This window comes from Falsiroseomonas tokyonensis, assembly GCF_019024325.1.
GTDB classification, from domain to species: domain Bacteria; phylum Pseudomonadota; class Alphaproteobacteria; order Acetobacterales; family Acetobacteraceae; genus Falsiroseomonas; species Falsiroseomonas tokyonensis.
Genome location: NZ_JAFNJS010000007.1, coordinates 30,682 through 42,789, shown reverse-complemented (window position 1 = coordinate 42,789; position 12,108 = coordinate 30,682). Strand labels below are relative to the sequence as shown.

The following is a 12,108-nucleotide window of genomic DNA, read 5'->3' as shown; positions in this document are numbered from 1 at the left end:
CTCACCCCCCCTCGAACCGGGTCCAGCCCGGCACGCTGGCGGAGAGGTTCACCTCACGCCATTTTGGGTGGCGCGGCGGCAGCAGGAACTTGTCGAAGTTGGCGTTCAGCGCCTCGATGAAGCGCGAGACCTTGCGGTGGCGCTCGGTGCCGGAGGGCCAGGCATAGACGGCCAGAACCGCGCCCACCGCCAGGGTCTCCGTGCCGCCCTCCGGCACCAGCGCCGGATAGTCGGTGGCGGCGAAGCGGGCGGGCAGGTAGGTTTCGAGCACCGCGGCCTCGGCCGGCAGCGGCAGCAGGCGCAGCCCCTCATCGGGGCGGATTCCGGTGAACAGCCGCGCCGGCTTGCCCGCCACATAGACCAGCGCCGCAATCTCCCCGCGGCGCAACCGCTCCAGCGCCACATCCTGGGGGTCGTGCTGCTCGCGCACCTGCACGCCGAGCAGGCCCAGGACGAGGGAGGCGGTCATCGCCGTGCCGCTGCCGCGAAGATCCACGTTCACCGGCTGCCCCGCCAGATCCTGCACCCGCTCGATGCCGGGGCGGACGAGGATGTGGATCTCCTCGTCATACAGCTTGCAGACGTACTGGATCAGGCGCTCGACCGAGGGGAACAGGCTTTCGCGGCGCGCATAGGCCAGCACGTCTGACTGCACGATGCCGAGGTCCACGCCGCGCAGCACCATGATATCCGCGATGTTCTGCAAAGAGCCGCGGCCGATCATGGCAATCACCCGCAGCCGGTCGCCATCGTCCAGCACCGCGGCCAGATCCGTGGCGATGCGGATATAGGTGCCGTCCACCCCGCCGGCGATCAGCCCCACCGTGCCGGCATTGGCCCGCGCCGCCAGCGCGTTGAGGCGTGCGACGGAATTGCCGGGCAGCGGCTGGGCGCGGGCGGCGGGGGCCAGCAGGCCGGCGGCTGCGGCCAGCAGCAGGGGCCGCCGCAGGGCTTTCGCGGCGGGCGCTTCGCCGGTTGCGGATCGTGCGGTCATCCCTGGACTCCTGCCTGAGGGCATTGCAACGGCGTGGGCCGCCGGCGGCTGGACGCGCCGGGCGGTCTGGCGGTGAGCCGGCGCCTAAGGGCGGGCACCGAGTTCGGCCGCGCGGCGATACCACTGGGCCGCCTGCTCCGCGTCCGGCCGGATGCCGCGCACGCTGAGCTGGCGCAGCACCTCGGGGTCGAAGCTGCGACCCATGGCGGTGGCGGCGGCGGCGCTGCCGGATGCGGCGGCGCGGGCAAAGAGCAGCCGCGCGGCGGAGATATCGCCGCGAGCCATCATCTCCTCGCCCCGCGTGACCAGCATGGCGACCACCCGCGGATCCATGGCGGGCGTTGCGGCGACCGGCGGCCGGGCCGCGGTTGCAGGCGCGGACGGTTCCGCGGCATCGCGGCCTGTCGCGGCCTGTGTCACCGCGGGCGCGGCGGGCGAAGCCGGCGCTGGACTGGGCGAAGGTGCCGCGATATCCGGCCCCGGCGCGACCTGGGGCACCGCCTGCGCCGGTGCCTCTGCCGGCGGCAGCCAGGGCGCGGCCGGCGAAGGCGGCGCGGCATCGGGCAAGTGCAGGGGCACCTCCGCGGCATCCTGGCCTGGCGGGGCCTGTGTTGTGGCGAGCGGCGGTGCCGGCGCCTCCACCTGCGGCGGCACGGGCGCGGCCGGAGCGGAGCCGGCCGAGGGGGCGGGCGCTTCCGTGCCATCTTCCGCTGCGGCCTGTGCGACCGCGGGCGGCGGCACCTCTGCCGGCGGCAGCCATGGCGCGATCAGCGAAGGCGGCGCGGCATCGGCCAAGGGGGCGGGCGGGTCCGTGGCATCGTCGCCCGGCTCGGCCGGAGTCCGCGCGGGCGCCGGTGCCGCCGTCATCGCGGATGCGGCGCTCGGCGTTGGCACAGCTTCGACCGGGGCCACGGGGATCGGCGCGGCTTCCACAACCGGGGGCGGGGCTGGCGGTGTCGCCGGGGTCTGGGCCTGGGGCGCGGACTCACCCGGCGCCTCACGGTGCGCCATGGGGGGCACCGGCGGCGGCGCGGCCTCGGACTCCCGGATGTCGGCGGATTTGCTGCGCGCCATCTCGGGCTTGGACGCCTTCGCCGGTCCAGGCGCCGGCGGTTCCGCGGCGCGGTCCGGCTGCGTCTCGGCGGCGGCCATTGCGCGGCCCGGCAAGGCGGGGCGGGCTTCCGCCTCGGCAGGTGCCGGGTCACTGGGCGGCGGGTCGATGGCGCGGTCCTCCGCCGTGGCGGATGGGTCGGGCTCCTCGGACAGGCGCGGATAGGCCGGCGCTTCCGCAAGGCCCGTTTCGGCCGCCCCTTCCGGCTCAGCACCCGGGGCGATGAGGGCGGCCATCGCCAGGTCAGCCTCGCCCGAGGATCCGGTCTCGCCTTCGGCCGATGGGTCCGGGATGGCCTGTTGCGGCGCCTGGTGCGCGACCTGGGATGCGCCGCCCGGTATGGCCGGGGACGGCGCCTGCGCGCCGCCCGCCACCTGCAACAGGGCCGCCCCGAGGCCGAGCGCCAGCGCGGCGACGCTGCAGATCGGAACCAGCAGCCGGCGGCTTCGCGCGGCGGTGGGCGGCGCCGCAATCTCCGGTGACGGGTCCTGAAGCGTCGGCATTGCCTCGCGCGCGGGCCTGGCCTCTGCGACCGGCTCGGCCACCGGCTGCGGCTCCACCGCCGGCGGCAGGTAGGTGGCCTGCAGGGCGGTGATCCAGCCCTGGCCGCGCTGCCCGATCGTGGGCCGGGCCGCGAAGGCATGGTCGAGGATCAGCGGCAGGCGCCACAGGTCCTGCTCGCTCAACACCCGGTGGACGATCGGCAGCACGCCGGGAAAGGCCGCACCGAAGCCGATGCCCGTGAGGCGCGCGCGCAGCAGGGCGACCGGGTCGGGCCCCGCACCGGCAGACAGGTCCAGCAGCGCCAGCCCCAGCGCCGGATGCGCCAGGATCAACTCGGCCTCGGCCCGGAGCGCGACCACCTGCCACCCGAGATCCGCCAGCCCATGGCAGGCAATATCCAGGGCGTTGAAACCTCCGGCAGGCTCGGCGCTAAGGCTTGACGCGGTAATCATGGCTGCAAGCGCCCTATGGCCGGTACGCTTCCGACAGAAAGGATGCGCTCCATTCCAGGCAAGATGAAGCGAACGCCATGATTTTGCCAGAATAACCGGCAGTGTTCCTGGTATTGTGATGACGTTATTATTCTGGGTTCGAATTTCTGTAAACAAAAAAACAGAAGATTGATCTTAGATTCAGTCTCTCGACTTCCGGATTGGCCGCTTACGTCGGCGGTCGTGTCTTGCCGGGCAGCAGCCGCCCGCTGACCACGGCATCCGCGCCGAAGCGCGCCCGGAGCTTCTCCACCGCCGCCCACCTGTCCGCCCTGCGCGCCGAATCCGGGTCCGCCAGGTCCGGCAGATCCGCCGTATCCCCCGGCGCCAGCGGCTGCGACCCCACGCCGATCAGCCGGAAGGCCGTCCCCGTCGCCTCCTTCGCCAGCATCGGCTGCGCCGCCCGGAACAGCATCTCGGGCAGTTTCGTGGGCCGCCCGAGCCGTACCGTCCGCGTGCGGTTCTCGAAATTCGCCGTCTTCAGCTTCAGCACCACCCCCGCCGCCGCCAGCCCCTTCTCGGACAGCCGCCGCCCGAGCTTCTCGCACAGCCGCCACAGCGGCACTTCCAGCTCCGCCAGGCTCCGCAGGTCGGTATCGAAGGTGGTCTCGGCCGAGATGCTCTTCGTCTCCCGCGCCGGGTCGACCCGCCGCGAATCCTCGCCGCGGGCGCGGGCCACCAGGCCGGGGCCTTCCTCGCCGAAGCGGCGCGCGGCCTCCCGCGCCTCCAGCCCCGCCAGCTGGCCGAGCCGGGTGAAGCCGGCGGCGCCCAGCTTGCGGGCGAAGGCCGGGCCGATGCCGGGCAGCAGGGTCACGGGCTGCTGCGCCAGCCAATCGGCGGCCTCGGCGCCGAAGACGCCAAAGCCGCGCGGCTTGTCCCGCTCCGCCGCCAGTTTGGCAAGCAGCCGGTTGGGCGCCAGGCCGATGGAGACGGTGATGCCGAGCTGCCGTTCCACCGCCCCGGCGAAGCGCGCCAGCACCACGGCCGGCGGGGCGCGGTGCAGCGCCTCGGTGCCCGAGAGGTCCAGCACCGCCTCGTCGATCGACAGCGGCTGCACCAAGGGCGTCAGCGCCTCCATCATCTCCCGCATCTCGCGGGCGACGGCCACGTATTTGGCCATGTCCGGCTTGATCACCACCGCATCCGGGCAGGCGGCGAGGGCCTTGAACATGGGCATGGCGCTGCGCACGCCGCGGGTGCGGGCCAGGTAGCAGGCGGCCGAGACCACGCCGCGCCGCCCGCCGCCGACGATCACGGGGCGGGCCAGCAGCTCGGGGCGGTCGCGCTTCTCGATGCTGGCGTAGAAGGCGTCGCAATCGATATGGGCGATGGAGAGCGCGAACAGCGCCTCATGCCGGACGATGCGCCGGCCGCCGCAAGCCGGGCAGCGCGGCCCCGGCGGATCGCGGGCCAGGCAGTCCCGGCAGACCGCGGGCATCAGCGCGCGCGCATCGCGCTCACCACAGCCGGGCCGCGCCGAGCACGCCGGAACTGTCGCCGTGCCGGGCCTGGATGATGGGCGTGTCGAAACTGTCGGAGAAGACGTGGCGCGGGATCAGCCGGGGCAGCGCCTCGTACAGATGCGCCATGTTGGACAGGCCGCCGCCGAGCACGAGGACTTCCGGGTCCAGCAGGTTGATGACCCCGGCCAGCGCGCGGGCCAGCCGCTCCACGTGCCGGTCCAGCGCCGCCTGGGCGCGCACCTCGCCGGCGGCGGCACGGGCGGGCAGGGTGGAGGCGTCGCGTGCCTCGGGCCCGTCGGCGTCGCGGGCCAGGGCGGGGCCGCACAGGAAGGTCTCGATGCAGCCGTGCTGGCCGCACCAGCAGGCGGGGCCGGGGAATTCGGCCGGGGTCATCCAGGGCAGGGGGGTATGGCCCCACTCGCCGGCCACGCGGTTCCGGCCCTCCACCAGGCGCCCGTTCACCACCAGCCCGCCGCCCACGCCGGTGCCGAGGATGACGGCGAAGCCGGAGCCGGGATGGTCGTGGAATTCGCTCATCGCCAGGCAATTGGCGTCGTTGGACAGCCGCACCGGGCGGCCGAGCCGGGCCGAGAGGTCATGGCCCAGGGGGCGGCCGTTCAGGAAGGTGGAATTGGCACCGCGGATCAGGCCGGTGGCCGGGCTTTCGCTGCCCGGGATGCCGCAGCCGACGCGCGCGGCCTCGCCGATCTCGGCCTCGGCGGCTTCGACCATGGCGCCGATCTGCGCGACGGTGGCTTCGTAGGTTGCGGGGGTGGGCAGGCGGCGGCGGAGCCGCAGGGCGCCGCCGGGGTCCAGCGCCGCCACCTCCGTCTTGGTGCCGCCGAGATCGATGCCGATGCGCCAGGTCATGCCCGCAAGGTGGCGCCCGGCGGGTCGCCCCGCAAGGCGGGCGCCGAGGGCCGCGCCTCGCAAGCGGCGGCGCTTGCCCTTTCGGCGCCGGGGTGGTGGACTCGGGCGCATGAGCGAGACGCTGCTGGATGTCCAAGGCCTGACCTGCCCCCTGCCGGTCCTGAAGGCGAACAAGGCCTTGCGGTCGCTGCCGGCCGGCGCGCGGCTGGTGGTGCTGGCGACGGACCCGGCCAGCGTGAAGGATTTCCGGGCCTATGCGGCGGAGACCGGCCATGCGCTGGTGGGATTCTCCGAGGAAAAGGGCCTGTTCCGCTTCACGCTGCGCAAGCGCGAAGACCGGCCCGAGGCGCCTGAGGAATGAGCGTCCTGCTCTTCACGCACCTGGCCTGCCTGCGCCATGACCCGGGCGAGGGCCATCCGGAATGCCCGGACCGGCTGCGCGCCGTGCTGCGGGCGCTGGATGCCGGCGAATTCGTCGATCTCATCCGGGCGGAGGCGCCGCTCGCCACCGTGGAACAGCTGCTCCGTGTCCATCCTGCCGGCTATGTGGACGCCATCCTCGGCATCCGGCCGGAGGGCGATGAGATCGTGGCACTCGACGCCGATACGCTGATGAGCGCCGGCAGCGCCGAGGCCGCGCTGCGCGCCGCCGGCGCCGCGGTGGCCGGCGTGGATGCGGTGTGCACCGGGGAGGTGCGTCGCGTCTTCTGCGCCACCCGCCCCCCCGGTCACCATGCCGAGCCCAATCGCCCCATGGGCTTTTGCCTGTTCGCCAATGCGGCGGTGGCCGCCCGCCACGCCCAGGCGGTCCATGGCCTGGCGCGCGTCGCGGTGGTGGATTTCGACGTGCACCACGGCAATGGCACCCAGGCCTGCTTCGCCACCGATTCCAGCCTGTTCTATGCCAGCAGCCATCAATGGCCGCTCTATCCCGGCACCGGCGATTCCTCGGAAACCGGCGTCGGCAATATCTTCAACGCCAAGCTGCCCCCCGGCGCCGATGGCGCCGCCTTCCGGGCGGTCTGGGAGCGCGAGCTGTTGCCCGCGCTTGACGGTTTCGTCCCCGAACTCATCCTGGTGTCAGCCGGCTTTGACGCCCACGCCAGCGACCCCCTGGCCCAGCTCCGGGTGCGGGAGCCGGATTTCGCCTGGCTCACTGCGGAACTTTGCGCCCTGGCGGATCGTCATGCCCAGGGCCGGCTGGTGAGCCTGCTGGAAGGCGGCTACGACCTGGAGGCGCTCGCGCTGTCCACCGCCGCCCATGTCCGCACCCTGATGCGGGCCTGACCCTTGGCGGCGGCGGACACCGCCTCATCTTTTTCCTTCCCATGGATGACAAGTCTGATGTCAACTCAGCCTGACACGGCAAGGCCCGTCGCCTCCCTTTCCTTCGAGGATGCGCTGGCGGAGCTGGAGGGGATCGTGAAGGACCTGGAATCGGGCAAGGGCAGGCTGGAAGAAGCCGTCGCGGCCTATGAACGCGGCGCCGCCCTGCGCCGGCATTGCGAGGCGAAGCTGGCCGAGGCCGAGGCCAAGGTGCAGGCCATCGTCGAATCCAGCCCCGGCCAGGCCGCCGGCCTGCGCGACCTGGCCTGAGGGGGCCCTGATGCCCGATACCGCCACGCCTCCGCCGCTGCAGTCCGCCCTCGCCGAGGCTGCGGCCGAAATCGACCAGACGCTCGACCAGATCCTGCCGCCCGCCGAAGGGCCGGAAGCGCCGCTGCTGGCGGCCATGCGCTATGCCGTGATCGGCGGCGGCAAGCGGCTGCGCGGCTTCCTGGTGCTGGAGGGGGCGCGGCAATTCGGCGTCTCCCGCCAGGCGGCGCTGCGCGTCGCAGCGGCGATCGAGATGCTGCACGCCTATTCCCTGGTGCATGACGACCTGCCGGCAATGGATGACGACGACCTGCGCCGCGGCAAGCCCACCGTGCACAAGGCCTTCGACGAGGCCACCGCCATCATCGCCGGCGACGCGCTGCAGGCCGCCGCCTTCGGCACCCTGGCGGAGGAGGAGACGCATTCCGACCCCGCCGTACGAGCGGAGCTGGTGCGCTGCCTGGCGCGCGCCGCCGGCGCGCGGGGCATGTGCGGCGGGCAGATGCTGGACATGCTGGCCGAAGCGGCGGCGGAGCCGCTGGACGAGGTGCAGGTCGGCCGGCTGCAACTGCTGAAGACCGGCCGGCTGATCGAATTCGCGGCCGAGGCGGGCGCGATCCTCGGCAAGGCGCCCTCGGCGCAGCGCAACGCGCTGGCCGCCTATGGCCGCGACCTCGGCGCCGCCTTCCAGATCGCGGATGATCTATTGGACGCGACGGCCAGCGCGGCGGAAACCGGCAAGCGCACCGGCAAGGATGCGGAAGCCGGCAAGGCAACCCTGCTCGGCCTGCTCGGGATCGAGCGGGCCCGGATGCAGGCGGAGCGGCTGGTGACCCAGGCCCGCGACCACCTGGACAGTTTCGGCGATCGCGCCGAGCTGCTGCGCGACCTGGCCGCCTACACCATCGAGAGGAAGAGCTGACAACCATGGCGCCCCCCGTGACTCCCCTGCTCGATCGGGTCCGTGTTCCGGCCGATCTCCGCAACTATTCCGGGGAGCAGCTCAAGCAGCTGGCGCAGGAGCTGCGGGCGGAGACGATCGATGCCGTCAGCCAGACCGGCGGGCATCTCGGCGCCTCGCTCGGCGTGGTGGAGCTGACGGTCGCGGTGCATGCGGTCTTCGACACGCCGCGCGACCGGCTGATCTGGGACGTCGGCCACCAGGCCTATCCGCACAAGATCCTGACCGGCCGGCGCGACCGCATCCGCACCCTGCGGACGGAGGGTGGGCTGTCCGGCTTCACCCGGCGGGCGGAGAGCGAATACGACCCGTTTGGTGCCGCCCACTCATCCACGTCCATCTCCGCCGGCCTCGGCATGGCCATGGCGCGGGAGCTGAAGGGCGACGACCGGCATGTGATCGCGGTGATCGGCGATGGCTCCATGTCCGCCGGCATGGCCTATGAGGCGATGAACAATGCCGGCGCGGCCCGCGCCCGGCTGATCGTCATCCTGAACGACAACGACATGTCGATCGCGCCCCCGGTGGGCGCCATGTCGGCGTATCTGTCGCGGCTGATCTCGTCGCGCCCCTTCCTGTCGCTGCGCGACGTGATGGGCCGGCTGGCCAAGCGCTTCCCCCGGCCGATCGAGCGCACGGCGCGGCGGGCGGAGGAATTCGCGCGCGGCCTGCTGACCGGCGGCACGCTGTTCGAGGAGCTGGGCTTCTACTACGTCGGCCCGATCGACGGCCACGACCTGGACCACCTGCTGCCGGTGCTGCGCAACCTGCGCGATGCGGATGAGAACCAGCCGATCCTGCTGCATGTCGTGACGCAGAAGGGCAAGGGCTATGCCCCCGCCGAAGCAAGCGCCGACAAGTATCACGGCGTCCAGAAGTTCAACGTCATCACCGGCGAACAGGCCAAGGCCCCCCCGGGCCCGCCCAGCTATACCAAGGTGTTTTCCAATGCCCTGATTGCAGAGGCCGATGCGGATGAGCGGGTCGTCTCCATCAATGCGGCGATGCCCGCCGGCACGGGCCTTGATGCCTTCGCCAAGAAATATCCGAAGCGCTGCTTCGACGTGGGCATCGCGGAACAGCACGCCGTCACCTTCGCGGCCGGCATGGCGACGGAAGGCCTGAAGCCCTTCGTCGCGATCTACTCCACCTTCCTGCAGCGCGCCTATGACCAGGTGGTGCATGACGTGGCGCTGCAATCCCTGCCGGTGCGCTTCGCCATGGACCGCGCCGGGCTGGTCGGCGCGGATGGCGCGACCCATGCCGGCAGCTTCGACATCGCCTATCTCGGCTGCCTGCCGAACATGGTGCTGATGGCCGCGGCCGATGAGCTGGAACTCATGCACATGGTCGCCACCGCCGCGCAGATCGACGACCGGCCGAGCGGCTTCCGCTATCCGCGCGGCGAAGGCCTCGGCCTGAAGCTGCCGGCGCGCGGCACGCCGCTCGAGATCGGCCGCGGGCGCGTGCTGCGGGAGGGCAATTCGGTGGCGATCCTGTCCTATGGCGCGCGGCTGGCCGAATGCATGAAGGCGGCGGATGAGCTGGCGGCGCAGGGCCTCACCTGCACCGTCGCCGATGCCCGCTTCGCCAAGCCGCTGGACACCGCGCTGGTGGAACGCCTGGCGCGGGACCATGAGGTGCTGATCACCATCGAGGAAGGCTCCGTCGGCGGCTTCGGCAGCCTGGTGGCGCATCACCTGCTGTGGAAGGGGCTGCTGGACGGGCAGACGAAGTTCCGCCCGATGGTGCTGCCCGATACCTTCATCGACCATGCCGCGCCCAAGGTGCAGTACGACCAGGCCGGGCTGAATGCGCGGCATATCGTGGCGACCGCCCAGGCGGCGCTCGGCATGGAGCAAGCCAAGGCCCAGCCGGCGCGCGCCTGATGGGCCCAGGCACCCGCATCCGTTCCGTCACGCCGCATGTGCTGATGGCGGATCTGGCGGAGCCCTTCGCCTATTCCCAGGCCTGGTACCGCCGCCGCGGCGCCATGCTGGTGGAGGTCGTGACGGAGGACGGCATCGTGGGCTGGGGCGAGGCCTTCGGGCCGCCGGAGCTGACCGCGCCGATCTGCACCTGGCTCGCGCCCCTGCTCATCGGCCAGGACGCCCTGGCGCGGGAGGCGCTGTGGCAGTCCCTGTACAACCGCCTGCGCGACCACGGACAGCGGGGGCTGGTGATCGAGGCGATCAGCGCGCTTGACATCGCGCTGTGGGACATTGCCGGACAGGCGCTCGGCCTTCCGGTGCACAGGCTGCTGGGCGGGCCGCTGCGGACCGAGGTGCAGGCCTATGCCACCGGCTTCTACCGCCGCGAACGCCGCGACCACCTGGGCTACCTGACCGAGGAGGCGGAGACGCGGCTGGAGGAGGGGTTTTCCATCCTCAAGCTGAAGACCGGCTGGGGCCTGGCCGCGGATATCGCGCTGACCCGGGACTTCCGCCACGCCATCGGCCCGAATATCGGCCTGCTGGTGGACTGCAACCATGCCTATGACGTGCCGGACGCCATCGCCTTTGGCCGCGCCGTGGCGGAATGCGACATCGGCTGGTTCGAGGAGCCGGTGCAGCCCGAGGACCTGGACGGCTACCTGGCGGTGAAGGCCGGCCAGCCGATCCCGGTGGCGGGCGGCGAGGCCAGTTTCACCCGCTGGGGATTCCGGGACATGATCACCCGCCGCGCGGCGGATATCCTGCAGCCCGATGTGGCGGCCTGCGGCGGGATTTCGGAGCTGAAGAAGATCGCGGACATGGCCAATGCCTTCGGCATGCGGGTGAACCCGCATGTCTGGGGGACCGGGGTGGCGCTCGCGGCCTCCCTGCATCTGCTGGCGGTGATCCCGGACAATCCGCCGGGCCTGTTTCCCCGCCCGCCGCTGCTGGAATTGGACCGCTCCCCGCATCCGGTGCGGGATGCGCTGCTGGCTGAGCCCGTCGGCTTCGCAGGTGGCGTGGTGCGGGTGCCGCACGGGCCGGGGCTCGGCATCACCGTGGACCGCGCGGCCCTCACGCGCTTCGCCGCCTGATGGGCGGCACGCCGAAGCAGCGGGCGGACCAGGCGCTGGTGGACCGGGGCCTGGCCGAAAGCCGCAGCCGCGCCCAGGCGTTGATCCTGGCCGGCAAGGTTTTTTCCGGGGAGGCGCGGGTCAGCAAGGCCGGCGATGCCATCAAGGAAGGCCAGCCGCTGGAGGTGCGCGGCCAGGACCATCCCTGGGTGTCCCGCGGCGGGGTGAAGCTGGCGCATGCGATCGCGCATTTTGGGCTGGATTGCAGCGGGGTGGTGGGCCTCGATGTCGGTGCCTCCACCGGCGGCTTCACCGACGTGCTGCTGCATCACGGCGCGGCCAAGGTCTTTGCCGTGGATGTCGGGCATGGCCAGCTGGCCTGGAAGCTGCGCAACGACCCGCGGGTGGTAGTGATGGAGCGGACCAATGCCCGCTACCTGGATGCGACGATGATCCCGGAGGCGCCGGGCGCCGTGGTGTGTGACGCCAGCTTCATCGGCCTGCGCACCGTGCTGCCTTCCGCCCTGGGCCTGGTCTCACCGGGCGGATGGGCCGTGGCACTGATCAAACCGCAATTCGAGGTGGGGCCGAATGTCGCCAAGGGTGGCGTGGTGCGCGATGCGCGGGTGCATGACAGCGTCTGCGCCGGCATCCGTCACTGGTGGGCCGAATTGCCTGGCTGGCGTGTGCTGGGGGTGGAGGCGAGCCCACTGCTGGGGCCGGAGGGCAACCGCGAATTCCTGATCGCGGCGCGGCGGGAGGGTTGAGGGGAAGGCTGGCCGGCTTGGCCGTCAGGCCGCGCGCGGGGAATGGGTGGTCTTCAGCCCGCCCGTCGGGCCGGCCGGCAGGTGCTGCCGGCTGATCTCGGCCAGCAGCGCCCAGACCTTGTGCGGATCCATCCGGGTCTCCGGATCGTTCAGCTGGCGGTCCAGCTCGGCCATCTTCAGGTCCAGCTCGCGCTCGGTCATTGGGACATTTCCTGCGGGGGGCTGCTGGCGTATCGCACCGCAGCATCACACCAGAAACGTGCATCAGCCCGCACGAGTTGCTTAATGAAATCTTATCACGTTCGCGCGAGAGTGATCGCGGAGCGGAACATTCTTCTTGGCGG

12 protein-coding genes are annotated in these 12,108 nt (G+C 71.9%); 7 read left to right on the top strand and 5 right to left on the bottom strand.

Annotated features, from left to right (window positions below; genetic code table 11):
• Window position 1: 1 nt before the first annotated feature.
• The 4 genes from J3S20_RS21550 to J3S20_RS21535 all read right to left on the bottom strand — a co-directional run bounded on the left by J3S20_RS21550 (window position 2) and on the right by J3S20_RS21535 (window position 5,433).
• Entirely contained in the window at window positions 2–994 is a 993-nt protein-coding gene (locus tag J3S20_RS21550; protein WP_216838622.1) for a TAXI family TRAP transporter solute-binding subunit, read from the bottom strand.
• An 84-nt stretch (window positions 995–1,078) separates the two neighbouring features.
• A complete protein-coding gene (locus J3S20_RS21545; RefSeq protein WP_216838621.1) occupies window positions 1,079–2,968 on the bottom strand; it encodes a hypothetical protein in 1,890 nt (629 codons plus the stop codon).
• Between the two features lie 301 nt (window positions 2,969–3,269).
• A complete protein-coding gene (locus J3S20_RS21540) occupies window positions 3,270–4,538 on the bottom strand; it encodes a DNA polymerase IV (RefSeq protein ID WP_216838620.1) in 1,269 nt (422 codons plus the stop codon).
• A gap of 19 nt (window positions 4,539–4,557) precedes the next feature.
• Entirely contained in the window at window positions 4,558–5,433 is an 876-nt protein-coding gene (locus J3S20_RS21535; RefSeq protein ID WP_216838619.1) for an ROK family protein, read from the bottom strand.
• Window positions 5,434–5,542: 109 nt separating this feature from the next.
• Here J3S20_RS21535 and J3S20_RS21530 point away from each other — a divergent pair, with 109 nt between their 5' ends.
• Genes J3S20_RS21530 through J3S20_RS21500 form a run of 7 tightly spaced genes read left to right on the top strand, consistent with a single transcriptional unit; the run spans window position 5,543 to window position 11,764 of the window.
• Window positions 5,543–5,794 (top strand): sulfurtransferase TusA family protein, encoded by a 252-nt coding sequence (locus tag J3S20_RS21530; RefSeq protein WP_216838618.1) that lies wholly within the window; start codon window positions 5,543–5,545, stop codon window positions 5,792–5,794.
• Window positions 5,791–6,720 carry a histone deacetylase family protein gene (locus J3S20_RS21525; RefSeq protein ID WP_216838617.1) on the top strand — a complete coding sequence of 310 codons (930 nt, stop codon included), beginning with the start codon at window positions 5,791–5,793 and terminating at the stop codon, window positions 6,718–6,720. Before J3S20_RS21530 ends, J3S20_RS21525 begins: the two co-directional genes overlap by 4 nt.
• A 57-nt stretch (window positions 6,721–6,777) precedes the next feature.
• On the top strand, window positions 6,778–7,029 hold the full coding sequence (locus J3S20_RS21520) for an exodeoxyribonuclease VII small subunit (RefSeq protein WP_216838616.1): 252 nt from the start codon (window positions 6,778–6,780) through the stop codon (window positions 7,027–7,029).
• Window positions 7,030–7,039: 10 nt separating this feature from the next.
• Window positions 7,040–7,951 carry a polyprenyl synthetase family protein gene (locus J3S20_RS21515; RefSeq protein WP_216838615.1) on the top strand — a complete coding sequence of 304 codons (912 nt, stop codon included), beginning with the start codon at window positions 7,040–7,042 and terminating at the stop codon, window positions 7,949–7,951.
• Between the two features lie 5 nt (window positions 7,952–7,956).
• Window positions 7,957–9,879, top strand: a complete 1,923-nt coding sequence (dxs, locus tag J3S20_RS21510; RefSeq protein WP_216838614.1) for a 1-deoxy-D-xylulose-5-phosphate synthase — start codon at window positions 7,957–7,959, stop codon at window positions 9,877–9,879.
• The gene (locus J3S20_RS21505; RefSeq protein ID WP_216838613.1) at window positions 9,879–11,018 is read left to right on the top strand and encodes a mandelate racemase/muconate lactonizing enzyme family protein; all 1,140 of its coding nucleotides are present in this window, start codon (window positions 9,879–9,881) and stop codon (window positions 11,016–11,018) included. The genes dxs and J3S20_RS21505 overlap by 1 nt, the downstream gene beginning before the upstream one ends.
• A complete protein-coding gene (locus J3S20_RS21500; RefSeq protein WP_216838612.1) occupies window positions 11,018–11,764 on the top strand; it encodes a TlyA family RNA methyltransferase in 747 nt (248 codons plus the stop codon). Before J3S20_RS21505 ends, J3S20_RS21500 begins: the two co-directional genes overlap by 1 nt.
• A 24-nt stretch (window positions 11,765–11,788) precedes the next feature.
• Here J3S20_RS21500 and J3S20_RS21495 read toward each other — a convergent pair whose 3' ends face one another.
• A complete protein-coding gene (locus J3S20_RS21495) occupies window positions 11,789–11,965 on the bottom strand; it encodes a peptide chain release factor 1 (RefSeq protein WP_216838611.1) in 177 nt (58 codons plus the stop codon).
• Window positions 11,966–12,108 lie beyond the last annotated feature (143 nt).

What these genes read in the sequence shown, in the direction of transcription:
- J3S20_RS21520 (WP_216838616.1), top strand. Translation starts at nt 6,778, where the DNA reads ATGTCAACTCAGCCTGACACGGCAAGGCCCGTCGCCTCCCTTTCCTTC.
- J3S20_RS21525 (WP_216838617.1), top strand. Translation starts at nt 5,791, where the DNA reads ATGAGCGTCCTGCTCTTCACGCACCTGGCCTGCCTGCGCCATGACCCG.
- J3S20_RS21495 (WP_216838611.1), bottom strand. Translation starts at nt 11,965, where the DNA reads ATGACCGAGCGCGAGCTGGACCTGAAGATGGCCGAGCTGGACCGCCAG.
- J3S20_RS21505 (WP_216838613.1), top strand. Translation starts at nt 9,879, where the DNA reads ATGGGCCCAGGCACCCGCATCCGTTCCGTCACGCCGCATGTGCTGATG.
- J3S20_RS21550 (WP_216838622.1), bottom strand. Translation starts at nt 994, where the DNA reads ATGACCGCACGATCCGCAACCGGCGAAGCGCCCGCCGCGAAAGCCCTG.
- dxs (WP_216838614.1), top strand. Translation starts at nt 7,957, where the DNA reads ATGGCGCCCCCCGTGACTCCCCTGCTCGATCGGGTCCGTGTTCCGGCC.
- J3S20_RS21535 (WP_216838619.1), bottom strand. Translation starts at nt 5,433, where the DNA reads ATGACCTGGCGCATCGGCATCGATCTCGGCGGCACCAAGACGGAGGTG.
- J3S20_RS21515 (WP_216838615.1), top strand. Translation starts at nt 7,040, where the DNA reads ATGCCCGATACCGCCACGCCTCCGCCGCTGCAGTCCGCCCTCGCCGAG.
- J3S20_RS21530 (WP_216838618.1), top strand. Translation starts at nt 5,543, where the DNA reads ATGAGCGAGACGCTGCTGGATGTCCAAGGCCTGACCTGCCCCCTGCCG.
- J3S20_RS21500 (WP_216838612.1), top strand. Translation starts at nt 11,018, where the DNA reads ATGGGCGGCACGCCGAAGCAGCGGGCGGACCAGGCGCTGGTGGACCGG.
- J3S20_RS21540 (WP_216838620.1), bottom strand. Translation starts at nt 4,538, where the DNA reads ATGCCCGCGGTCTGCCGGGACTGCCTGGCCCGCGATCCGCCGGGGCCG.